This is a genomic window from Lentibacillus amyloliquefaciens (assembly GCF_001307805.1).
Lineage (GTDB): Bacteria > Bacillota > Bacilli > Bacillales > Amphibacillaceae > Lentibacillus > Lentibacillus amyloliquefaciens.
In genome coordinates this window covers 3,824,524-3,844,784 of record NZ_CP013862.1, presented here as the reverse complement: position 1 = coordinate 3,844,784, position 20,261 = coordinate 3,824,524, and the positions used below count along the sequence as shown (strand labels likewise).

The 20,261-nt window shown below is 39.8% G+C and carries 36 protein-coding genes; all 36 read right to left on the bottom strand.

The window, feature by feature from the left end:
- Nucleotides 1–15: 15 nt before the first annotated feature.
- Nucleotides 16–825, bottom strand: coding sequence for a distal tail protein Dit (locus AOX59_RS18950; protein WP_068448019.1), 810 nt, complete (start codon nt 823–825; stop codon nt 16–18).
- On the bottom strand, nt 822–2,972 hold the full coding sequence (locus tag AOX59_RS18945) for a phage tail protein (RefSeq protein WP_156418764.1): 2,151 nt from the start codon (nt 2,970–2,972) through the stop codon (nt 822–824). Before AOX59_RS18945 ends, AOX59_RS18950 begins: the two co-directional genes overlap by 4 nt.
- Before the next feature lie 332 nt (nt 2,973–3,304).
- On the bottom strand, nt 3,305–3,661 hold the full coding sequence (locus tag AOX59_RS18940) for a hypothetical protein (RefSeq protein WP_068448015.1): 357 nt from the start codon (nt 3,659–3,661) through the stop codon (nt 3,305–3,307).
- Nucleotides 3,662–3,674: 13 nt separating this feature from the next.
- Nucleotides 3,675–4,250: a major tail protein gene (locus AOX59_RS18935; RefSeq protein ID WP_068448013.1), complete on the bottom strand. Its 576-nt coding sequence runs from the start codon at nt 4,248–4,250 to the stop codon at nt 3,675–3,677.
- A complete protein-coding gene (locus AOX59_RS18930; RefSeq protein ID WP_068448011.1) occupies nt 4,251–4,565 on the bottom strand; it encodes a hypothetical protein in 315 nt (104 codons plus the stop codon).
- Entirely contained in the window at nt 4,562–4,927 is a 366-nt protein-coding gene (locus tag AOX59_RS18925; protein WP_068448009.1) for an HK97 gp10 family phage protein, read from the bottom strand. The genes AOX59_RS18930 and AOX59_RS18925 overlap by 4 nt, the downstream gene beginning before the upstream one ends.
- Nucleotides 4,920–5,225: a phage head closure protein gene (locus AOX59_RS18920; RefSeq protein ID WP_068448008.1), complete on the bottom strand. Its 306-nt coding sequence runs from the start codon at nt 5,223–5,225 to the stop codon at nt 4,920–4,922. Before AOX59_RS18920 ends, AOX59_RS18925 begins: the two co-directional genes overlap by 8 nt.
- Nucleotides 5,209–5,502 carry a hypothetical protein gene (locus tag AOX59_RS18915; protein ID WP_068448007.1) on the bottom strand — a complete coding sequence of 98 codons (294 nt, stop codon included), beginning with the start codon at nt 5,500–5,502 and terminating at the stop codon, nt 5,209–5,211. The genes AOX59_RS18920 and AOX59_RS18915 overlap by 17 nt, the downstream gene beginning before the upstream one ends.
- Nucleotides 5,495–5,674, bottom strand: a complete 180-nt coding sequence (locus AOX59_RS18910) for a hypothetical protein (protein WP_068448004.1) — start codon at nt 5,672–5,674, stop codon at nt 5,495–5,497. The genes AOX59_RS18915 and AOX59_RS18910 overlap by 8 nt, the downstream gene beginning before the upstream one ends.
- A 13-nt stretch (nt 5,675–5,687) precedes the next feature.
- The gene (locus AOX59_RS18905) at nt 5,688–6,866 is read right to left on the bottom strand and encodes a phage major capsid protein (RefSeq protein WP_068448002.1); all 1,179 of its coding nucleotides are present in this window, start codon (nt 6,864–6,866) and stop codon (nt 5,688–5,690) included.
- Nucleotides 6,859–7,434 carry an HK97 family phage prohead protease gene (locus AOX59_RS18900; RefSeq protein WP_068448000.1) on the bottom strand — a complete coding sequence of 192 codons (576 nt, stop codon included), beginning with the start codon at nt 7,432–7,434 and terminating at the stop codon, nt 6,859–6,861. The genes AOX59_RS18905 and AOX59_RS18900 overlap by 8 nt, the downstream gene beginning before the upstream one ends.
- Entirely contained in the window at nt 7,434–7,733 is a 300-nt protein-coding gene (locus AOX59_RS18895) for a hypothetical protein (protein WP_156418763.1), read from the bottom strand. The genes AOX59_RS18900 and AOX59_RS18895 overlap by 1 nt, the downstream gene beginning before the upstream one ends.
- A gap of 68 nt (nt 7,734–7,801) precedes the next feature.
- Entirely contained in the window at nt 7,802–8,977 is a 1,176-nt protein-coding gene (locus AOX59_RS18890) for a phage portal protein (protein WP_068447997.1), read from the bottom strand.
- Between the two features lie 17 nt (nt 8,978–8,994).
- Nucleotides 8,995–10,728, bottom strand: a complete 1,734-nt coding sequence (locus tag AOX59_RS18885; protein ID WP_068447996.1) for a terminase large subunit — start codon at nt 10,726–10,728, stop codon at nt 8,995–8,997.
- Nucleotides 10,725–11,081, bottom strand: a complete 357-nt coding sequence (locus tag AOX59_RS18880) for a P27 family phage terminase small subunit (protein ID WP_068447995.1) — start codon at nt 11,079–11,081, stop codon at nt 10,725–10,727. Before AOX59_RS18880 ends, AOX59_RS18885 begins: the two co-directional genes overlap by 4 nt.
- A gap of 106 nt (nt 11,082–11,187) precedes the next feature.
- Nucleotides 11,188–11,508: an HNH endonuclease gene (locus AOX59_RS20525; protein ID WP_082684273.1), complete on the bottom strand. Its 321-nt coding sequence runs from the start codon at nt 11,506–11,508 to the stop codon at nt 11,188–11,190.
- A 5-nt stretch (nt 11,509–11,513) separates the two neighbouring features.
- Nucleotides 11,514–11,666: a hypothetical protein gene (locus AOX59_RS19925; RefSeq protein ID WP_156418762.1), complete on the bottom strand. Its 153-nt coding sequence runs from the start codon at nt 11,664–11,666 to the stop codon at nt 11,514–11,516.
- A gap of 180 nt (nt 11,667–11,846) precedes the next feature.
- Complete coding sequence (locus tag AOX59_RS18875; RefSeq protein ID WP_068447994.1) at nt 11,847–12,038, bottom strand: hypothetical protein; 192 nt, start codon at nt 12,036–12,038, stop codon at nt 11,847–11,849.
- Nucleotides 12,029–12,457, bottom strand: a complete 429-nt coding sequence (locus AOX59_RS18870; RefSeq protein WP_082684272.1) for a transcriptional regulator — start codon at nt 12,455–12,457, stop codon at nt 12,029–12,031. The genes AOX59_RS18875 and AOX59_RS18870 overlap by 10 nt, the downstream gene beginning before the upstream one ends.
- Nucleotides 12,454–12,702 (bottom strand): hypothetical protein, encoded by a 249-nt coding sequence (locus AOX59_RS18865; RefSeq protein WP_068447992.1) that lies wholly within the window; start codon nt 12,700–12,702, stop codon nt 12,454–12,456. Before AOX59_RS18865 ends, AOX59_RS18870 begins: the two co-directional genes overlap by 4 nt.
- 59 nt (nt 12,703–12,761) lie before the next feature.
- The gene (locus tag AOX59_RS20090) at nt 12,762–12,920 is read right to left on the bottom strand and encodes a hypothetical protein (RefSeq protein ID WP_169792893.1); all 159 of its coding nucleotides are present in this window, start codon (nt 12,918–12,920) and stop codon (nt 12,762–12,764) included.
- Nucleotides 12,917–13,087, bottom strand: a complete 171-nt coding sequence (locus AOX59_RS19920) for a hypothetical protein (RefSeq protein WP_156418761.1) — start codon at nt 13,085–13,087, stop codon at nt 12,917–12,919. The genes AOX59_RS20090 and AOX59_RS19920 overlap by 4 nt, the downstream gene beginning before the upstream one ends.
- Complete coding sequence (locus AOX59_RS18860) at nt 13,087–13,665, bottom strand: dUTP diphosphatase (protein ID WP_068447991.1); 579 nt, start codon at nt 13,663–13,665, stop codon at nt 13,087–13,089. The genes AOX59_RS19920 and AOX59_RS18860 overlap by 1 nt, the downstream gene beginning before the upstream one ends.
- On the bottom strand, nt 13,666–13,863 hold the full coding sequence (locus AOX59_RS18855; RefSeq protein ID WP_068447989.1) for a hypothetical protein: 198 nt from the start codon (nt 13,861–13,863) through the stop codon (nt 13,666–13,668).
- 15 nt (nt 13,864–13,878) lie between these two features.
- The gene (locus AOX59_RS18850; RefSeq protein ID WP_068447988.1) at nt 13,879–14,070 is read right to left on the bottom strand and encodes a hypothetical protein; all 192 of its coding nucleotides are present in this window, start codon (nt 14,068–14,070) and stop codon (nt 13,879–13,881) included.
- 117 nt (nt 14,071–14,187) lie between these two features.
- Complete coding sequence (locus tag AOX59_RS18845) at nt 14,188–14,466, bottom strand: hypothetical protein (protein ID WP_068447986.1); 279 nt, start codon at nt 14,464–14,466, stop codon at nt 14,188–14,190.
- A gap of 223 nt (nt 14,467–14,689) precedes the next feature.
- Entirely contained in the window at nt 14,690–14,893 is a 204-nt protein-coding gene (locus AOX59_RS18840; protein WP_068447985.1) for a hypothetical protein, read from the bottom strand.
- Nucleotide 14,894: 1 nt separating this feature from the next.
- On the bottom strand, nt 14,895–15,143 hold the full coding sequence (locus AOX59_RS18835) for a hypothetical protein (RefSeq protein WP_068447984.1): 249 nt from the start codon (nt 15,141–15,143) through the stop codon (nt 14,895–14,897).
- Entirely contained in the window at nt 15,140–15,511 is a 372-nt protein-coding gene (locus tag AOX59_RS18830) for a hypothetical protein (protein WP_068447982.1), read from the bottom strand. Before AOX59_RS18830 ends, AOX59_RS18835 begins: the two co-directional genes overlap by 4 nt.
- Nucleotides 15,508–15,669, bottom strand: a complete 162-nt coding sequence (locus tag AOX59_RS19915) for a hypothetical protein (RefSeq protein WP_156418760.1) — start codon at nt 15,667–15,669, stop codon at nt 15,508–15,510. Before AOX59_RS19915 ends, AOX59_RS18830 begins: the two co-directional genes overlap by 4 nt.
- Nucleotides 15,666–16,214, bottom strand: a complete 549-nt coding sequence (locus tag AOX59_RS18825) for a hypothetical protein (protein ID WP_156418759.1) — start codon at nt 16,212–16,214, stop codon at nt 15,666–15,668. The genes AOX59_RS19915 and AOX59_RS18825 overlap by 4 nt, the downstream gene beginning before the upstream one ends.
- A gap of 431 nt (nt 16,215–16,645) precedes the next feature.
- On the bottom strand, nt 16,646–16,855 hold the full coding sequence (locus AOX59_RS18815; protein ID WP_068447975.1) for a hypothetical protein: 210 nt from the start codon (nt 16,853–16,855) through the stop codon (nt 16,646–16,648).
- A complete protein-coding gene (locus tag AOX59_RS18810; protein WP_068447972.1) occupies nt 16,845–17,114 on the bottom strand; it encodes a hypothetical protein in 270 nt (89 codons plus the stop codon). The genes AOX59_RS18815 and AOX59_RS18810 overlap by 11 nt, the downstream gene beginning before the upstream one ends.
- Nucleotides 17,101–17,433, bottom strand: a complete 333-nt coding sequence (locus AOX59_RS18805) for a VRR-NUC domain-containing protein (protein WP_068447970.1) — start codon at nt 17,431–17,433, stop codon at nt 17,101–17,103. Before AOX59_RS18805 ends, AOX59_RS18810 begins: the two co-directional genes overlap by 14 nt.
- Entirely contained in the window at nt 17,420–17,608 is a 189-nt protein-coding gene (locus AOX59_RS18800) for a hypothetical protein (protein ID WP_068447968.1), read from the bottom strand. Before AOX59_RS18800 ends, AOX59_RS18805 begins: the two co-directional genes overlap by 14 nt.
- Before the next feature lie 349 nt (nt 17,609–17,957).
- Complete coding sequence (locus tag AOX59_RS18795) at nt 17,958–20,258, bottom strand: phage/plasmid primase, P4 family (RefSeq protein ID WP_068447967.1); 2,301 nt, start codon at nt 20,256–20,258, stop codon at nt 17,958–17,960.
- Nucleotides 20,259–20,261: the final 3 nt, after the last annotated feature.

Genomic DNA, 20,261 nt, shown 5'->3' with positions numbered 1-20,261 from the left:
ACTGTCGTCATATCATCACATCCATTTATCTCGATATGTTAAGCGCATTGACACATCAATATTACTTCCTGTGATTTCAATAGGATTTTCACCTGGCATCAATTGAAACTCACGTAATTTCACATCATTAAAAGCATTTGAACCGTTCCGGGAGACGATATACTTTTGGCAGTCAATTACCCAATGTTCGCTGTAAAAAGAAGGTAGGTTAATAGCGTAATTGCTTGTATTAATTGACAATGAATCAGCACTACCGCTGATTTCGATTGTTGGTTTAATTGCTAGACCTTGTACTGTGTAAATCAGCGTTTGCGGATTTGTTATATCAACGTCTGTATGTGTCTTGTGTCCTAATAAATAATCGTACTCAAACGTAATTATTTTGCTTCCCCACGTTATTTCTGTATTTTTAGCGTTTGAATAAGCGCGTGAATCGTGGGCTACAAACGACAAATCAAACATGCCTAATTTCACTAATCTTTCAGGTGATATTGTGCTGTTGAGTTTGACCATATAGAACTTATCCGGCTCATATCCGAATTGAAGTTTAACCTTTTTTGTTCTGCCGAATTCATTAAACAAAACATTTGTGAATGCTCGTATTTTTCGTTGCAATTGGTACTTATTTTCTTGCGGTATAACGCCTAACGGTAAACTAAACGTCCTTACTCCCGTTGTCGATTTCACAGGCAGCGCACCGATTTGACCAGGGATGTCTATTGTGGTTTCACTTGTTTCAGGGGAAGGATGTTCATGTTCTGGTCGCAAACGTAGACCATACTCTTTGATGTTTGTGTCATTAATTAATACGTCTGATTCATTCATCCTCTTATCCCCCTTCCTCTTGAACTGTTCACTTTCATATTTTGTAATTCAACCGCCATAGCACCACCTGTTGCCCTTGCAATTTCACGATCATTGACGGCCAGCACAACATCACGGCCAGCCAAATTGTTGATGGCTTGTACTAATTCGCCCATATCACCGCCGCCAGCTGCAGGATTGTAGCGTTTTGGCACAACCGCTTCACCTTCATGCAGGTATGCCAGGCCTTCATCATCGACATAGTTTGTTCCTCTTTTGAGTTTCGGAATGTTAGGGATGTTGGGAAAGCCGATCGAACCGCCGCCTTTGCCGCCCATGCCGGGAACCCAATCTGGTATTTTAGGTAATGTTATATCAAGGTTGTTTAGCGCATTTATCATGCCGTTTATTGCACCAATAACACCGTTAACAGCTCCTTTTACACTGTCGGTAATACCATCCCATATGTCATCTGTGGAGGATTTAACACTATCCCACACGCCGCTGATAGTGTCTTTGATTGTGTTGAATGCGCTTGAGACGTTTGATTTCAAACCATCCCATATGCCGGTGAGTGTGCCTTTAATGCCATTCCAAACACTCGATGAAACAGATTTAATACCATTCCAAACTGCGGTTATAGCTGATTTGATTCCGTTAAATACTGATGATGCAGTGCTTTTAATGCCATTCCATAACCCGGTAATAAATCCTTTTATTGCATTCCACACGGTCATAGTCACTGCTTTTATACCATTCCATACAGTTTGTATTCCGATTTTAATTGCCGTCCATATGGCAAGCGCTGTTGTTTTGATAAAGTTCCAACCGACGATCAGAAATGTTTGTATTGTGTTCCATGTGGTTATTATCATAGCTTTGATAAATTGCCATACAGTTTGAAAGGTCATTTTAATAGCTTCCCATGTAACCATAGCGGCGGCTTTAACTGTATCCCAGTTTTTGATTAAGAGTATACCGCCTGCGACCAAGCTTCCTATAACAGCAACAATAGCAGCTATAATTCCTGCCAATGGGGCCATGCCTATACCAAGAGCTACTGACAGAGCTGAAAGTGCTGTGAAAATCGGCGCCAATGCTGTAAACACACCCACCAAAGCGCCAACAACGCCCGCGATCATTACTAACGTTTTAACTAATTGCGGATTTTCTTCGGCCCAATTTGCCACTTTGTTTACAAGATCGGTTATCGTTGTAAGCAGAGGCGTTAGGGCTGTCGCAAGGTTGGTTAAACTTGATTGCAGTTCTGCTTGGGATTCTCCTTGTTCTGCTATTTCTGGGTTAAGTTCTTTATACCTTTCAAGTAACTTCCCATAGCCATTTTCAGCGAGTGTGTCAAGAATGAAGTTTGTGCCTTCACCCGCGCTCTTTGCTTCACCTAATTTTTTATTGAAATTATCTATATCAACTCCGGCGCGTTCCAGTAGTTCCATAAATGGACCGACTGCTTCACCGCTCGCAAATGTTTCTTGAATCCCATCAGCGATACCCTCTGCTTGTAACGTTCCATTAAAATTAATAAATGCGCCGTTTATTTGGTCTACATAATCTAATAAATTGCTTCCGTCAACGCCGCTTGACAGAAGGTTTGAAACTGCTTCACTCGCCGAATCAGCATCACCTGTTACGGCAATAAGGTCTTTGTACGCTTGTTCTGCTACTGATATATCTACACCTGCCGCATCAGCAGAAGTTTGAACTCTCGCCAACCGTCTGGCGCTGTCTTGTTGCCCTCCGACGCCAGCTAATGCAGCACCAGCCGCCGCGCCTGCTGCAGCTCCTGCTTTTGATGTAGCATCTCTTATGTCACTTTTCATGTCCTGGGCTTTTTTAGATACCCGATCAAATGCTTTTCCTAGCCTTCCAGTTTCCTTGACCGCGCCCTGCGTTTCTATCTGGTCAAAGGCTTTATTAGCTTCACCTCTAAAGTGGTCAAGTTTACTTTCGGTTTCGGTTATTTCCCTCTGGAATGCACGATACTGTTGACCATCAATTTTTCCACTTTTGAACTGCTGTTCAACCTGTGACTGAGCTTGTTTAAGTTGATCGAGTTTGTCGGATGTTGTCTCAACCTGCTCAGCTAACAAGTCATATTTTTGCCGTATAAGGTCACTGTTGCCAGGATTAAACTTTAAAAGCTTTTCCACGTCGCGCAACTCACCTTGTAAATCACGGGATTTCTTGTTGATGCCGGATAATGCTTTGTCTAACCCCTTTGTCTCGCCATCAAGCTCTATCGTGATACCTTTTATGCGTTTAGCCATGTCCTCACCTGCCTTTTAGAAGGAATCAAAATCAGACTGCCTAGCCTGTTTAACCTTCTTGTCCTCCGGCTTATTCTGCTCGACATACTCATCTATAAAATCAAGACAGAATCCAATAGCCATATTGTCAATATCTTCATAATCAAGCCCGGCTGTCTTGCAAGCATATAAAAGAGAATCGGTAGTGAGTGGATCACCGCCCGATTCCCCTTCCTTTACTTTTTTTTAGTCTGTAATGACTTCTCGATGAGTTCCTGCAATTCTGGGAAGATGTCCATGATTGGAAACTCATCAAAACTATCAAACCATGAATCTGGGTCAGGAATATTGCTGTCTGCCGTTTTGGCAAGCGACCACGCGATATTCTCGAATACTGAAAAATCAATAGTTTGAAGTGTTTCATAGTCAAGGTTTTCCGTACTGATTCCCTCTTTTTGCAATTCCATTAGTGGGTACATTTTCATCAAATCGGCAAATAAATCGCGTCCGAATTGATTGCGGTATCGCCGCGCTGTTCCACCCGTTGATTTAAACGTTATTTGTTTACCGTCAATTGTGAGTGTTTTTTCCAATTAATTCACCGCCTTAAGATGCCGTTGTGGTTTTTTCATATACAGCATCGTACCACGCATCATAAACCTCTGCCGTTGTATTCGTGGTAGTTTTTGTTTTAACGTAATAATCGCCAGACCGAGCCGTTGCAATAAACGTCAACTCATTCGGACTAGGTTCGAGTGAATCCGTTCGTGTTGCTCCGGTTACTGTAGGGCGGTTTGCCGTGCAATAATACATGACATGACGCGTCGCCTTTACATCACCGTCAAATTCAAACATCAGCGCAAATGGTTTCCCTTGATTCTTCTGAATTTCTGTCAACACCATGTCTGTCTCGTCTTTTTCTTCTCCCAGCGCGTCAATAGAGAATTTTTCCGGGATTGTTGCAATTGACAATGTTCCGTCATACCCCTGGTTATTTTGGGCACTGTAATACAGCATGTCATCAGCATAAAATTCAGCCATATCCCCACGTGGTTCAAGGGAGAGTTCGACTGCTCCGGGAATAGCGATCGGTGATCCATAAGTTCGTTCGCCTGTTGTTTCGTCATTCGTAATTGGTGCATAATGTACATTTTTTAGACCAAAATTCACTTTGTTAGCCATTCATATCACTCCTGTTTCGTAAATTCTTTGGAACATTCTTTCAGTGTCAATATAGTTTTCTGTCACTTCATAAGACAGATTATTTTCATTCAATAATTGTTCGACTGTGTTTTCTGCTTGTAAATCCTTTTTGTCCGTGTATAACTCAATCTGCACCGTATCAACTTTCTGGTAAACCGAATCATCAGCGTGGAAGTTATTCGATAAAGCAGTCAGATACGTTATATATGGAAACTCCTGCGGGTTATCAAAATGAGAATAGGCAACCGGATAGCCCGATTGCCTTAAAATTGATACTAACTCTTTTAGGGTCATCCACGGATCACCTTTTCTGCGCGGCGTTGGTATTCGTCAATAGCTTGTTGCTCCACTTTTCGTATATGAGGATATGCTCTTACGCGCCCGCTACCACCGCGTTTTGCATGTCCGTATTCAAGTAAATGTGTAAGTTGGTAATCTGTCTTGTTGTGAACAACATAACCGCCGTTCCTAATCTTTTTAGCGCGCCACCCTTTGGCGTAATCACCGCCGCCTGCATAGTCGCCAACTGGACTGTCAGATTTCAGACGCTTTCGGCTTTGCCTGGCAACATCCTTCTGTGCTTCCTGCAGTCCTTCTGTCACTTCATCGGTATAATCAGACAACGTTTGTGCAATTTCTTTTGCGAAATCATCCATTAGCAATATCCCTTTCACATGTCAATTCAATTTCTTCGAAACTTTCACGGTATACTCGGATAACCGAATACCGAACGCCCTCGAATTCTACAACTTGTTCACCGAAATATTCATAGCCGTGTACAACAAATTCTATCTCCGGTTTCAATCCTTGGGCAGCAGCATCGTAAAATTCATTTGAACCGATCGAATTGACTTGGCATAATACAGGGTTTTTTTCTTCAACTTTGATAGGGTTGCCGATGTCGTCATATTCAGTTTCTGTACGAATCAGAATAAGCTCATGATTGTACATCATTTCCACCGCCCGTGATTACCAGATTGTGCATTCGAAATTGCAAGTGTCTAGGGATCGCCCCTGATTCATCTACGTTTTGATAGCGCCAAACTGAAAAATCGACAATGAACATCAAATGATAAGAGTTGCCACTTTTTAATGACAACCCTTGTTCCTGTTCCAATTGAGTAACTACGCTCCGTATAATCTCTTGTAAATACATATCGCGGACACTTGTGCTTATGCCTATTCTAGCCTTGACCATTTCCATCGCATTTGAAACTATTTCGTTATTCATCTTTATCAACTTTCTTATTTTTCTTAGGTGGGTTCTTGGTTTCTTGCAAAAATCCTTTTTGTACTAAAGAAGCGACCCTATCAGCATCATTGTGCTTGTAGGTGTCGCCCTTTTCATACAGCTTATAAAAGTTCGTTTTATCCTGGAATGGTTTCAAAACTTTATTGCCCATTCAACCCCTCCTATTATGCTGATGTTGCTTCTGTATATGTCACATAAAAACCGGCTTCTGAATCGGTTTCTTCCACATCGAAACGCACAAAACCTGCGAGCAATTGACCATATACATCATTGTCTACCCATTTAACAGACGCGCGTTTGCGGTCAAACAATGCTACTGCTGCTTTAGGGTCACCAATAAAACCGACCATGTCGCCGTCTGCTCCGCCGATCATGTCATCATCCAAAACAACTACTTCTTTGCCGAATAAACGTTTGCCGGATGCTACCGTAATATCATCCTGGAGCAAATAACGTCCGTTTGCGTCTTTCTCCGTGTCAAGAGAATTATAGAGAGAAGACGAAATGATCGCTTTTGCGTTATAAACCTTTTTGATGTCTTTGTTGAACACTGATTTAAGTCCATCAATGCCGGTTACTGCTTTTGCCGTGGCAGCCTTTAGTACAGTGGCGATTGCGGCGTTTTTAGTGTTTAATTCCTGATCTGATATTTCGTCAGCAATCAACTGTGTTACATCATAATCAGCATCGTCAATGACTTCCTGTGATACAGGGATGTAACCGCGGTAAGTTTCCACGTCATAAGGTACCTCAGAAATATTTGGCTTTGCTAGTTCCGGATTGTTTGCTAATTCTGTGACAGAGTTCATCTTGCTTCCAGACTTTTTGATAACTGGATATTTTCCCGAACCGCTGTTAACAGGTACGCGCCGAACCAAATTACTAAGGTCTACAACGTCCTCTGGTGCTTTCTGTGGGCTGAGTAATTCTTCTGGAATCAACGCCCCGCCTTCTACTGATGTAAAGCCATCGCGTGTTTGTCCTTTAGTCTTGACATAATGATTGATTGCTTCCCTTACTTCTAATTTCTCGTTTGACATATGCCGTTCATCCTTTCTTTCTTGTTTATCTGGGCTTTTTTGATTCAATTCCTCGATTTTATTTTCCAATTCTGCGATTTCATCTTCTAGCTTTTGTTTTTCGGATTCCTGTGTTTCGATTTCTTTGTCGTTGTCATCAGCTTCACCTTCAATGGCTTGTAAATCCTCGTCAGTTTCGGCTGATTCCACAGATTCATAGAGTTCATCGCGCTTTTCTTTTAGCTGCTGAATTGTCTCATCAATTGTTCTGAGTGATTCGCGGCGCATGTTAAGTTTTGCACCTAGAATTACTGGGTTACTCATGCTCTAATCGCTCCTTTAATTGTTTTTTGCGTTGTTCAAACAAACGCTTTTTGTGTTGTTCCAAATCTTTTTCCCTTGCTTGTACAGAAGTTGTGGGATAGGCAGGAAAGGTTACCGCCGATACTTCCTTGATGTCTGCATCCTTTACAATGAATTTGACTGTACCGTCATCACGGTGCTGTATATCCTCGTCAAGCGGTATGAAACCGAATGAACAACCGGATATATCATTTCGCGATATTTTGGCATAAACGCTCATTGCTTCCGGATCGTTTTCATTCAACCTCAATTTACCCCACAAGCCTTCATTGTCTGCTCGTAATTCCAAAGTACCGTTGCCGGTTCTGCCAAGCGGTGACTTTGAATCATGATTAAATAAAGCATAAATATCATTGTTTGTCAGACTCCGGCTTACCGCGGTAGGATTAATTTCTTCAAACATACCCGGCGCTAATTCCGTTTCCTCATTAAACCGAATGAAATAACCCTCAATTACTTTTTCGTTATCGTCGGTTTCCCTAGTTTGCAAATTGGAATTAAAATAAACCTCTCTAGTCTGTATTGTCATCACCCCCCTTGCAGTGCTGTCAGTAGTTCATTGATTTTATTTGCCACATCCTCGGCCGTTGCTGTTGTTGGGTCTGCGATTGCTGCTACACCTGATGCGTGGGAATGAGACGCTGACGCATAAGTACCATCATGATTGTGTGATTCTGGCGGATACGTTGACGGCTTGCCACTCACATTAGCCCAAGCAACACTATCAGCACTCTCTGCAACGTCAACCTTACCGTCGTCGTTAGTATCATACGTTTCTTTCAGCATATCTCCACCGCCTCCGCCAGAGTTTTGTAATAGATCGACCATGTTATAAATATTTCCGTCCTCGCCTATAATCCTTCCTGATTGCGGTGCATAACTATTAATATCTGCCATTATTCATCACCACCTTGTAATTTTTGCTGATCCCCTAATTGGTCAGCAGGTACATAGTTTTCCAACACTATCAATTCGTGCATATCCTCATCAGGTCCCAATCCTATCCAGTTTCGTAACTCATTCCTACGCATAGCGTTACGGTCAATCATCTGAACCCCAGCGCCGACCATTTCTTGCAAATCGTATGAATATAAGCTGCGCGGGTTTAGTTTGAAGTACAAATCTGGACTAAACAACAAATCCCTTGTCAATGTCTGCGAAATAACTTGTCCAATTGAAAAAATCCGCGTATTGACAAAATTATTGTATTCCGCTTTATCAAACTCACCTACACCCAAAAAGAAAGCCGGTACTCCTAAGAGTCCAGCAATTGTTTTCTTATCCAGTTCGACGCCCTCATGAATGGCAATATCATTGAGAGACAACGGCTTGACTTGCTGCACTTCCAACAATTCAGCAGGGATTATCCACGGTTCTCCCGCGTTTGTTGAACTTAAATATTTATCTTTTACAGATTCCCTGCCTTCCGGTGAAGCTAATTCCTCGTTCATTGCGTCAACCTTGACAATCACATTCGGCATGTATTTACCACTCATGAAACTGTTTTTTGTTTTTGTGGCCTGTTCCAAGTTCTTGGCAACATCTCTTAATGTAGCCCGATAACCAGTACCTTTAAATGGATATAACGGATCAGGATTAATCACGAAATGTATAACCTCATCCGGATCGTATTTTTTATTGTTATACTCAATTTGATAACCATTTCTGCTACTTCTATATCCAACCGCTTGCATTTGAAATGGTGTTAATTCTCCAATAAAGTCACCATCCATGCCGATATGAACAACCGAATTACCATCACCATATAACAATAAATCTGAAACGATTTTATACAGCCAATTTTTACGGGTCATATACCGGTAAGGGTTGATGTCTAATTTCCGTGACAACTCATTTTTGACGCGCTTATCACCTTCATCTGTGTTTTCCATAAGATGGATCGTCATATTGGAAACTAAATCTGCCACTTTATCAACCGCTATTCTCACATCCGGGTTATCTGATAATTTTGTGTAGCCCACGGCGTCGTCAAAATAACCGGCGCTGGATAAGGCTATTTCAGCTTCATTGAGTGACCGTTTTTTCTTTCTCCACCTATCAAACCATTTCATTTAATCACCTCCCCCCCTTAACTATTCAGCCATTTGCTAACTGATGTTGTAGTTGCCATATCTTCTAACATTTGACAACACGCAAAAACCGATGCATCGAATAAATCAATACGTTGGTCATCCATAACCTTTTCGTATTGAATCATATCGTCTGTTTTTTCGATTGCTCGAACGTTTTGAACACAGTATTCAAATGCTTGATTGCCTAAATAATAAAACTCTTGCTCTTTTGCTTTAACCTCAATACGTCTGAATCCTTCTGATTTTCTATAAAAATACTGTGGTTGATCCACAATTCGGAATCCGGCCTTTTTCATCTTCAAGAAAAATTCTCGACCAAATTTTTTATCGAAACCAACTTTTTTAATTTTGAACCCCATTTGTCTCATGGCAATGAACCAATGCACAATATCATCATAACTCACTGTGGGTGTATTACTCATTGTCAACACGCCGTCATCTTTCCATCCAAACAATGGTATGTTATCTTCATCGGCTTTTTGTGTTGCTCTTACAATAGGGAAGAAAGCATGACTGATTGTAATATCAATTTCTTTTCCGTTTTTATCAGTATACTTACCGTATAGTCCAGCTGCTGTTAAATCATGTAGTTTGGATAAGTCAGCCCCCCCATACCACGTAATAGGCATTTTTGCTAAATCGTCGATTGTCCAATCATATTGACTATCTGAGATTTTAAATTCATCAATATTAAAATAAGCCCGCATTGCAGATGTATATATGTTCATGGAATAAGCCAAAAAATCCTTGCGCTGCTGCGGGTCATTCTGCGCCTGTAAAGCATCGTCTATGATATCCTCTGTCCGAATGGTCACACCGTAGTTAGGGTTTGCTTTTTCATGTTGCTCCGGGTTTGTGTAATCGACATCACCATTTTCGTCCTCATCCGCTTTTGCAATGAACACAAAATAGGATTCATCGGATACTGCTCCTTCCACTATCTTTTGACAATACTGTAATCGTTGATAACAAAAACTAGTCATGTCGTCACCGGCTGTCGTGATGCCAATTGCCAATTTATTTGTATAGGCTTTTCCAGCCTCTTTGATAACATTATATTGCCTAGCATTACGATAAGCATGTAACTCATCCAATATTTGAATGTTACTGTTTAATGAATCCTGTTTGTCCGGATTAGCAGCGAGTGCTTCGATGTGCAAAGAACCATCCCCCACATCACCGCTGATGCTGGACTCTTGGTTATTGTTTAGTATACGAAAATTTTCGGACTCTCCCATTCGGTCTACATTAAATTTGATGAATTCAAAGGACTGTCTCGCTTGCCTTAATGCAGCACCCACAATATATATCTTTGAACCTGACTTTCTTTCTAATAAAGCCATAGCCCACGATAGAGCGGCAACGAATCTTGTTTTTCCGTTCTTTCGTGGAATATAAATAAATGCTTCTTTAAAGCGTCTTATCTTTGTTCCCTTTCTGAAAAAGCCAAGTAAATTATAGACAATAAATTTCTGCCACGGTTTCAATAAAAAGGGCTCACCGCGTATCGGTGAACCGTCTAATTTTTCTCCCTGGTCATGAACAAACGTTTTTTCGATTATTTGTATAACAAATTCAGCATCTTTCGGATTGAAATCATAATTATCGTTATCCAGGTCTTTTAAAAATCGTTCACCAGCTTGTATGATTTCTTTGCCAGCTAGCTTTTTACCGCTAACAATATTTTCTGCATACTCTTTTACCGACTTAAAATTTTTGTGTTCTATCATTCTAGTTTACTCAACACACTGGCGAGCGTGGATTTATTTTGTTTTTCTGCGGTCACGGTTTCTAAACTTTTCGGAGATAGACAAAGCCGGTCAGAGTATGCAATTATGTCTTTCCTTAATTTTTCAATACTATCAACAATACCAGATTTTTTAGGGTTTCCGGCCGCGGTCATAGTTTCAAACTGTCTGCCACCTTCTTCAAACTCTTTTTGTGCGGTTAAATAAGAGTAGTAAGTATCAGCGTAAATATCGATTAAATCACGATATTCTTTCTTGTAAACGCCTAATGATTCCATATCTTCAATTGTTCGTTTTTTGATTGTATCAACTGTCGGTATCTTCTTTTTAGCCATGCCATCACCTCCAAAAAAGTTTTTGTGAAGCCCGCACTATTGGAGAAATTTCCATCCTCCGGTTTCCGCATAATTTAAATTCGAATTTTTAAAAGGCGGGGGCTGTTCATCGTTCGGCTTTTACTTTTACTCCTCCGACAATTTTTCTCACCCTTGCTTGCCATTGTTCGCCTTTAGGTGTAATGTCGTTCGTTGTCCGGTCATGCATCATGTTATGACAATTACCACAAAGACTTATCAAGTTGTGTGTCCTTAGTCTGTACTCTGGATATTCTTCCAGTGGATATATATGATGAACTGTTGTTGCTTGCATTACCCGTCCATATCGTTTACACTCTCGGCACTCGTAGTTGTCGCGCCTTAATATCACATTACGTTTGTGCTTCCATTTCTTTTGTAAGTAGAATGGATTGACTTGTTTATACATAATCGTTACCTTTCATTTATCTCTTTCAATCGCTCTGTCATATACTCAGCATCACCAGCGGCAACGGTAAATAGTTCATCATCAAAATAAAATGCCACCGTCATAATGCCGTATATGTCTGATATAACTTGCCATGATATGTTTACATGCATATCCATACTCGACACCCCACCATATCGAATGTTCCCTTAAACCCTGCACCAAAATAAAAGACACCCACCTAATGGCAGATGCCTTTACAATATATACTAAATATCCTGAGCGGTTCTATGGATATTTGTTCCATGGTACCAATATAACACGGTTGACAGGGTTCAAAACGGACATCAGTCGGACATTTAAAATAAATCATCTTCTAGCTTAGACAGCATTTCTTTACCCTTTTCGTACGCTTCCTTTGTTTCCCTATCTAAATAATTTCCCCGTCTTTTGTTTTCTTCAGTTCCTTTAACAAGAAGCATTAATGCAGCATATAATGTTGCAACTTCACCATCATCATTGATTATTATATCCATTCCTTTTATCTCCATCCCAAAACCTCCCCAGTCGCTTGTATAATCTCATTTCGCCATCTTCTGGCCTGTCGTTCACTCATGCCTGTTTCAAGTGCGATCCCTTCCCATTTCAGCTTACCGTTTTTATTCCAGTATCGCAAACGCGCGACTTTCTTATAATTATCTGGCAAGGCATTGTACACCCGTTCAACAGCGTCCACGATTTCATTGAGATAGTTCAGTTGCTTGCTAGTCGTTAATCGTGTTGCAATCCGTTCAGTGGGTTGCCCCGGTAAATTCGATTGACCGCCCTCATGATTCATTTCTTCTTCTTGGTATGGATTCATGATCTCTTCACGTAATTTCGAAATCTCTTTAAGTGTATGATGATAATTGTACCATTCTGATTCTAATTTCTTGAATGTCGTCTTTGTCATTTTGATTGTTGTTGTCACTCAATCACCTCATCAAGCGCAATTATCAAATTATGCTTAATCATTTGTCTAGCTCGCGAAAAGGACAAATCTTTTTCTTTGACTTCCAGATTGTCGCTGATTTTCTCTAAGTCGTCAAAATATATTTCATAATTAATTATAAATCTGTCTAGTTCATTGAAAATTTCCTCTGCCGTCAAACCATCAGCGGTTGTCAATTCTATTGGTTCGGTCACTCTTTCAATTGATTTTATAATAATTCTCACTCAATCACCCCTAAAATTAATAGCACTAACACCCCGGCAATGAGTAGTGTGCAATCCATTTAAGAACAGCCTTCATTTATTTTTCTTGCTGCTTTATTCTTCTCTTTGATGTGTACCCATTCCAGGTCTGCCAGATTCCACCGTTCAGCATTTGGGAACCTGCCTACTTTGCGTAATTCATTGATTAAATACTGTTTGCGTTTTTCGGATTCAGTCATGTTATCACCCTCTTAAAATAGCGTCTCTCCCTCAAATTACCGAAAATTACTTTATTGGTTTGGCATGAAACAATTTTACCGTCATAAGTTTCAAAGTACAGATTGTCTAAATTACCATCAAAAATCTTCGCAATAGCTTCGTCTGTAGAAATTTCAATGAAATCCATCAATAACCAACCTCCTGCCTATGATGATTAATCTCATTCTTCCTGTAATACTCATCAATCACTTGCTGTTCATCGAATCCTAACTGATAACCTAACTTAATCAGATAATTCAATACCTGCTCGATATTCTTTTCAACTGGCAACCTGGTAATCATGTTTGTGAGTCCGATAGTCAGTATATTTAAATCATTGTTTTCCGGCTCAGTATATTCATAGGCTGGCAGTTCCAGATCATTGGCAATAGAGAGCGCGAAATGTACAGTGTCCGTGAATTCTTCCAGCAAAGGAATTGACTCACCTAATTTTCCAGTTCCCTCACAATCTTCGCATCCATACGGATCTAATTCCGGATCTTGACCCGTGGCGTTACACACTGGACACAAATGCTCTATTTTAGTTTTCGGTTTGCGGTTCTTACTCCAAAATTTAAACCAACGCGCTTCGTTTACTGTTTCGTATAGCTCAGTGAGTAGAGCGACCGTTTTATTTGGTAGCAGATATTCATTTTGCAATCCGTGTTCTTCCACAATTCGATTATCTAGCTCAGCTTGTATCGGTCTTAATTGTTCTAGGTTCATTTATTCCAACTCCTTTAAATATTTAACAAACTGCTCGCACATTGATGCGATTGTTCTGTGATATGTCCAGTGTTTTTCGGAATAATCAGCTTCCACCTCATCCGCTGAATCAATCATATCCTGCAAGTGATTTTCGGCCATTATAAAATGTTCTTGATACTCTTTTTGGTAAAAGTCAATCAACTCTTGTTTGGTCATCGGATATACCTCCAATTAAATAATATCGTTATCTTCCAGTTGTTCTAACATGTATTTAATCATTTCGGAAACTTCTCTTTCTTCTTTGCTAAAATAATGCCCTTCGTCTCGCTTTTGGTCATACCCCTTTATGGTTCCGAACAATATAGAACCAAATAGCATTGCTTCATCTTCACTGAGTGTTACTTCTTTTTCGTTTATCTGCATCAGACATACCTCCCATTTTAATTTCAAGCAACACTGAGCGCTCCATTTAATAATTTAATAGTCTAGGTCATGTATGTATTAGAAACGCTCATGCAGGTTATTTATTGACATGCAAAGTTACAGCAACGATTCTTCTATTAAAAGAACGTCACTTTCTTCTCTTTCATAGAGTTCCATTTGCTCTTTATATGTCATCCTATTTCCGTTTTCATCTTGAGCTTTATGCAATTCGTCTAATGCTATCTTGTCACTGATGCAAGCACATTCCTCATAAAACGCATCTTCTTCTTCGATATCCGCGACAACTTCTTCGTATAGCTTTGCGACTTCTTCTTCGTCTTTCGCTTTGATTAAAGCATAATAAGGTTCTCTGACTAACCAAAATTTCAATCCCATTTATAAACGCCTCCTAATTTAAACAAATATCAAGTAATCAAAATCGTTCCCCGGCTTTGACCAAAACGTCTCCACAACCACAAGTTTCTGCCCTTCCTGTACGACTGTTTTCTCTCGTACGTATATTTTCAACAAATCACCGCCAAATTTAGTTATAAATCTATTTCAGGTATCTTAGGTCATGATAGATTTAAAATCGTCACATGAGCCTTAAAATGCTTATTTACACAACACCGCTCACATCTACAGTTATCGTTGAATTGTCTATGGTTTTTCGCTTTGCCAGTTTTCTCTGATAAGCAGTTGTGGCATAATATCTGACAGATTCTTCGCTTGACCCTAAAAATTCAGCGCATTCACGTGTCGTTCCCATGAATCGAAACTCGTCTCCTTTATAGAACGCCCACTCCTTCTGCTTTCGCGTCATGTCACTCACCCACAATCTTTCGTATCTTCCGCAAATCCCTTTTATACTGATTGATTTCTGCTCTCAATTCCGTATTCTCGTGCTCATACCGCTTTATCAAACTGTGGTTGCTGTCCATATCGTTTAATTTCTCAAGCAGGGTTTCATTTCTGGCAGCTTCTTTTCGGTATTTATAGTTCCATTTTTTGTTAGATTCCCGGAGTGATTCTATTTTGGATTCGAGTTTTTCGTAATCGGCTATGGTGGTCATTTGCTGTCACCTCGCAGGGCTTGACGCGCTATTCGTTTTTCCTCTTTCAAGGCGCTAACTGCAATTAGATCATTTGATGCTAAGCTAAAGCCCGCTATCTCTTTTAATGCTTCCCGCAACCGTTCATTTTCGGATTTTAATCGCTCATTAACCTCATACGATAAATCCAATTCGTACTTAGTTCTTGATAATCTGTTTTCCGATTCCTTGTTTTCGGAATCGAGTTGATAAATGTCATATGACAAACCTTCTATTCGTTCCTCTAGTTCGTTTATACCTTCTCGTTTTGCTTCATTTTCGGATTCGAGTTGTTCGATTCTTCTTTGTTCTCCTGTTATAGACTTTTGAATTGCTCTGTTTAATCTCATTCGCTATCACCAATCCTTTTCATTCTAATAAAATCATCCGCATTTTCTTCTAAATACTCGTACAAATCATCAATTGAGTGTATTGGGTTTTCGAAACCATGCGCCTCTTCTACCACATGTTCAACGATCGCTGCTAAATCATTGAAATCTATTTTCATTCGTCACCACTCCTGTCTAGGCGGTTTTCGGCAAAGCAGATGATTTTCAGCCCACTAATAAAAGTCTCGATTTTGTTTATTTTCGGAGGATTTCCGGGTGATAATAATAATTCACCGAACAACCGTTGACCATCTGACTCCGCTTGGCCTTTGACAATATCGCCATCTCGAAATTGCCGATAATCACGTCCGTTCGCTTCAAACATCCTCCGCTCTTTTTCTTCTGCTATTTCAGATAATGTGGCGTGGCGGATGACATAATAACCATCAAGTGGTAAATGTAAATCTTCACCATGCACATTGATTACATCGACCGTTAAATATCCGCTATAGATACCGGTTATCTTAGCTGTGCATTTGTGTTTCCCGTTATCATGAAATGCGATTATCCATTGCTCCTCTTCAAACTCCGGCTCGACTTCATAGCCTCTAACAGCCGCATTAAATATCTTTATCATTGGCACACCAGCGAATAAATGGTATCGCTCTAAAAATTCTTCTATTTTTTCTTTTTCATATTTCGTAACCTTCACTTTTTCACTCATTTTAAAATCCCCTCTCATAATTTTATTTTCCGTCATCTTGCATCCACTTCTCCGGCTCATACTCTCTAATCGCTTTAATCAATCGGATTATGCGTTTCATCGTTTGCCCTCCGGTTCCATGACGTAACGTTGTCCGGATACTTGTATTACTGTTGGTTTTTCACCTTTCATTTTGAGTACCGTTACTCTGGGTCTGAATTGTTTCCCCTTCCAGAATTTCATGTCATATCACCGCTTTCGTTTTTCATATCTTTCAAATAGTATCCTAGCTTCTGCACAAAACAGCGCCAGAAATATAGCCAACCATGTATCATGTTGATTAGGATATAATTTTCCGTACACAATCAACTCATAAATCTGCCATCCTATGGTAATTAAGAACAGAAAAACAAATATATAAACAAGATGCTTTATAAAATGTTCCATTCTATTTACCACCCCTTAAACGTACTCTCATACACATACTGCCAATACTCACTCAACTCCCCATCAAAATTAATTTCAGCCGATCCCACTTTGCGGTATTCGGATATTTTGAATTTGATTAAATACCGGCAAGCCTTGAATTTATCATCGTTGCTGCAGTCTTCGTTTAATGCTACCTGTAGTAATTGTTCTTTAGTTGCTGATTCATAGTTCATCAGAATCACCGCTTTTCAATATTCCATATCCAGTGATATCAGCCCACGCATTTTCTTCACCTTGATTCCCATTTGCAATTCTCATCTGTTTATCGAATACTCGGACAAGTGCCAGCATATCTTTGTACTGTTCCGGCTTAACACCGTTCGGATATAAGATTTTCAGAAAGTCATCTGATTTATTGAAAGCATCACCGTATTGATCGTTTTTAGCTTGTACTAGCTGACCGATTCGTTTTCCTGTTTCAGTGTAGTTCATTAAATTTCAATCCCCTCTCCACAATTTCAATCGCTTCTTCAACACTGCGGGCCACGCCTGAAATCACATCATACTGACTGACCGCCTCTAAAAAATGCCGCTGATCGTCTCTTAATCTGCCTTTTGCATTTTTGATTTCAAGAAAAATCATTTTGCCGTCTGTTTTTCTAAATCCAAATAAATCTGAGAAGCCTTTGGGCAACCCCGTATCAAACCAACGCCCGTCTGTCATACGTACTTTTCCGACATTACCGCGAAATATCGTTGCATAAGGATTCAATGCTAGTCTGACACTGTTCTGTACGTCACTTTCGCGCATTGGAATCACCCACCAAATAGACTTTTAAAACATTATTCGTTTTATTTTTTTCAAGGTATTTTTGGTAACTGTAATTTAATAAACTCCCTTGATGTAAAAGTGTATAATCAGATAATTCTCTTAACGTACCCTTTTTAATAAATTCATTACCTCGATATAAATCGTAAATTTTCAAAATGATTCACCTCTTTTTGATGACGGAAGGGTCTGAAATACAACCGTTCCAGCGCCAAATCCTTTGCGCGCCAATGACTTTGAACTACATAATCAAATTTCACGGAACGGTTTGCTTCAAAACTAAACCCGCCCTACTGTTTTTTATATTTTTCCCTGACTTTAATTACTTTCTTTTAACCCTTCCAACCCTTCCGAAAAGAAATAAATAATAATATAAAGGTTGATATATCGGTGTTTTTAAGGTGGAAGGGTTATACATTCAACCCTTCCTCTTCCCTTCCGTTACCCTTCCGTTTTTACGTTTTTAAATGTTACAGATTATAATAATTATCATCTTGAAACAATTATTAATTATTTAAGTTCAATCGGAAAGCTTCATTATTGAAGTCTTTTTTCAATTTAATACCTACATAATAAACGCCGTTACTTTTCACCTTTTGGAATTTATTGGCTAGTTCTTTACCAAACCTTGTATTACTCATGAGATACTGATTATTGTCTTTTGCCCATGAGCTATAAATGCTGTACAAATCGGATGATTTCTCTCTCTCACCATCACGGCGGATGCAGCATTCTTCGATAAACAATTCAACCACATCCATTTCTGTCCGGTATGTCTGGCGCTGATCTCTGATGACATTTGGTTCATTCAGTCCGATTCGTTTCCATTCCCGGTAGCCTTCAACCGCCCAATTTAATATGCCTTTCATTTCGCGGCGCAATTTATATTTCAACTGTTTATCGACTTCATGCTCTGGTATCTGAACGGTAAACGGGACAATTGCCATCCTGCGCCATATACCATCATCTGTGCCGCGTATGATTGGTTTATGGTTTGTGGCCATCCAGATTTTAAACTGCGGGAAAAAGTCGAATTCTTCACCGTATAGAAACCGGGCTGTAACTTTGTCTCCACCCGTCATTTGTTTGATTAAACCTTCATCAAACCGCATACCGTCATTAGGCTCTGTGGAAGTCACCAATCTTGCGCCATCCAATTTAGCGACATCACTATTAGCGCTACTCTGTTGTGGTTTGACCATGATTGTTTGCGGCTGGATATTCGTTGTGTAATTTCCCAACATTTCGGTAATGATATCCAAGAACACCGATTTACCATTACGGCCATTACCGTGAAGAATAAACATCATTTGTTCTTCTGTTGATCCAGATAATGAATATCCGACAGCTCGTTGAATATAATTAATCAAGGCTGTATTTCCATCGAATATCTGCATCAGAAAATCTTCCCACATCGGACAATCTATTTTATCGGTATATTCGATGGATAAAACCTTAGTGAAAAACTTGTTTTTGTCGTGATCGTGCAACTCTCCTGTTTGTAAGTCTATGTAGCCGTTCTGCACGTTTAATAGATGTTCATCTTTATCAAATGACCCTGGATTGACAGTCAATAAATGCTGACTTTCCTTAAGCATGTTTGTTTTTCCATTACTGCCACGGGAATACTTAATGTGTTTCTGCAAAAACTTTTGGGCCTGTTCTTCATCTACATCATCACTTGTATAAACCGGTTCTTGTTTCATTTTTTCTAGCACATCGTCAACCAGACCTTTGACCTTACCTTCCTGGTCAATCTGCCATGTTTTACCGTTATAATAAAACCAATTTTTACGGATATAACTGTACCGAATAATGTCTTTAAAATTATCTGTGAACCGTTCGGCATTTCCGGTATCATCATAGCTGTAATGTTTGTTTGATACCGGCTGGCTATCATTTTCTAAAACGTACAAATTGTAATTGGGATCGTGTTCTTGCGGGTTAAAAACATTCGTGCATTCCGATATAGCTTTATTTAATGTCGCATAGCCATACGTCATATCACCACGCTTAGAATCCCATTTATCGCGGTAAAGTGATGACTGTCTGAATATCGTGTCCATTTTGCTTATATCTCGGTTAGTCCAGAATGCAAGATCATTTGCAAATGCCATATCAGCTTCTGACCAGCTATCATAAAATTGATCCCATCCGCTATTCATAAACAAATTAAACCGTGTGCCATTCTTGCTGTTTGAAGCAATACGGATAATGTCATTTTCCGATAGTCCGTTTCCTTCTGATTCCGATAAATTTTGTTTCACCGGTTCATCACTAGCGATGTATTTATTGTGGAGGTAATTCACTTTGCCAAGCTCATCTTCTGTGATGCCGGTATAACCTCCGATTGCATCACCGGTCATCGTGAAGAAACGCCCTGATGAATACATTTCAATGTTACCTTTCCTGCTCCCACCGTCTGGCAGCTCACCTTTTGCAATAATGTGAATGCCATTACCACTTGGACTAACTTCCGCATAACTCCCCATTAAATCAACGAATTCAGAAACGATGTTGTCATCATCTTCATCATTCCGATAACGCTGGATATCCGCCTCTACATCGTCGATATCAATCCCGAAATATGGTTCTTTGAAAAAGAATCCTATACCATCACAATCAAATTGATTGATGGCCCCTAGAGCAGCATCAAAACTGCTCCAGGTAACTTCATCATTGCTTTTTGCAAAACTTCCTGTGTTAGCATCAATCGGTATTTTAGTTTTCTTGCCATTACGTTCAACAATCTGGTAAACGCACCATTGCCGCAATTCTTTTAGTTCGTCTGGTATGTTGCTATACATGCA

Coding starts and splice junctions, on each gene's coding strand:
- AOX59_RS18900 (WP_068448000.1), bottom strand. CDS start 7,434: ATGACAATACAGACTAGAGAGGTTTATTTTAATTCCAATTTGCAAACT.
- AOX59_RS18810 (WP_068447972.1), bottom strand. CDS start 17,114: ATGAACTACACTGAAACAGGAAAACGAATCGGTCAGCTAGTACAAGCT.
- AOX59_RS18880 (WP_068447995.1), bottom strand. CDS start 11,081: ATGGCTAAAAAGAAGATACCGACAGTTGATACAATCAAAAAACGAACA.
- AOX59_RS18850 (WP_068447988.1), bottom strand. CDS start 14,070: ATGCAGATAAACGAAAAAGAAGTAACACTCAGTGAAGATGAAGCAATG.
- AOX59_RS18845 (WP_068447986.1), bottom strand. CDS start 14,466: ATGGGATTGAAATTTTGGTTAGTCAGAGAACCTTATTATGCTTTAATC.
- AOX59_RS18935 (WP_068448013.1), bottom strand. CDS start 4,250: ATGGCTAACAAAGTGAATTTTGGTCTAAAAAATGTACATTATGCACCA.
- AOX59_RS18950 (WP_068448019.1), bottom strand. CDS start 825: ATGAATGAATCAGACGTATTAATTAATGACACAAACATCAAAGAGTAT.
- AOX59_RS18835 (WP_068447984.1), bottom strand. CDS start 15,143: ATGACCACCATAGCCGATTACGAAAAACTCGAATCCAAAATAGAATCA.
- AOX59_RS20525 (WP_082684273.1), bottom strand. CDS start 11,508: ATGTATAAACAAGTCAATCCATTCTACTTACAAAAGAAATGGAAGCAC.
- AOX59_RS18885 (WP_068447996.1), bottom strand. CDS start 10,728: ATGATAGAACACAAAAATTTTAAGTCGGTAAAAGAGTATGCAGAAAAT.
- AOX59_RS19915 (WP_156418760.1), bottom strand. CDS start 15,669: ATGAAAATAGATTTCAATGATTTAGCAGCGATCGTTGAACATGTGGTA.
- AOX59_RS18920 (WP_068448008.1), bottom strand. CDS start 5,225: ATGATGTACAATCATGAGCTTATTCTGATTCGTACAGAAACTGAATAT.
- AOX59_RS18830 (WP_068447982.1), bottom strand. CDS start 15,511: ATGAGATTAAACAGAGCAATTCAAAAGTCTATAACAGGAGAACAAAGA.
- AOX59_RS18925 (WP_068448009.1), bottom strand. CDS start 4,927: ATGGATGATTTCGCAAAAGAAATTGCACAAACGTTGTCTGATTATACC.
- AOX59_RS18905 (WP_068448002.1), bottom strand. CDS start 6,866: ATGAGTAACCCAGTAATTCTAGGTGCAAAACTTAACATGCGCCGCGAA.
- AOX59_RS19925 (WP_156418762.1), bottom strand. CDS start 11,666: ATGGATATGCATGTAAACATATCATGGCAAGTTATATCAGACATATAC.
- AOX59_RS18910 (WP_068448004.1), bottom strand. CDS start 5,674: ATGGGCAATAAAGTTTTGAAACCATTCCAGGATAAAACGAACTTTTAT.
- AOX59_RS18875 (WP_068447994.1), bottom strand. CDS start 12,038: ATGGAGATAAAAGGAATGGATATAATAATCAATGATGATGGTGAAGTT.
- AOX59_RS20090 (WP_169792893.1), bottom strand. CDS start 12,920: ATGACTGAATCCGAAAAACGCAAACAGTATTTAATCAATGAATTACGC.
- AOX59_RS18860 (WP_068447991.1), bottom strand. CDS start 13,665: ATGAACCTAGAACAATTAAGACCGATACAAGCTGAGCTAGATAATCGA.
- AOX59_RS18855 (WP_068447989.1), bottom strand. CDS start 13,863: ATGACCAAACAAGAGTTGATTGACTTTTACCAAAAAGAGTATCAAGAA.
- AOX59_RS18825 (WP_156418759.1), bottom strand. CDS start 16,214: ATGAGTGAAAAAGTGAAGGTTACGAAATATGAAAAAGAAAAAATAGAA.
- AOX59_RS18890 (WP_068447997.1), bottom strand. CDS start 8,977: ATGAAATGGTTTGATAGGTGGAGAAAGAAAAAACGGTCACTCAATGAA.
- AOX59_RS19920 (WP_156418761.1), bottom strand. CDS start 13,087: ATGGATTTCATTGAAATTTCTACAGACGAAGCTATTGCGAAGATTTTT.
- AOX59_RS18805 (WP_068447970.1), bottom strand. CDS start 17,433: ATGCGCGAAAGTGACGTACAGAACAGTGTCAGACTAGCATTGAATCCT.
- AOX59_RS18815 (WP_068447975.1), bottom strand. CDS start 16,855: ATGAACTATGAATCAGCAACTAAAGAACAATTACTACAGGTAGCATTA.
- AOX59_RS18930 (WP_068448011.1), bottom strand. CDS start 4,565: ATGACCCTAAAAGAGTTAGTATCAATTTTAAGGCAATCGGGCTATCCG.
- AOX59_RS18840 (WP_068447985.1), bottom strand. CDS start 14,893: ATGACGCGAAAGCAGAAGGAGTGGGCGTTCTATAAAGGAGACGAGTTT.
- AOX59_RS18895 (WP_156418763.1), bottom strand. CDS start 7,733: ATGGTCGATCTATTACAAAACTCTGGCGGAGGCGGTGGAGATATGCTG.
- AOX59_RS18915 (WP_068448007.1), bottom strand. CDS start 5,502: ATGAATAACGAAATAGTTTCAAATGCGATGGAAATGGTCAAGGCTAGA.
- AOX59_RS18795 (WP_068447967.1), bottom strand. CDS start 20,258: ATGTATAGCAACATACCAGACGAACTAAAAGAATTGCGGCAATGGTGC.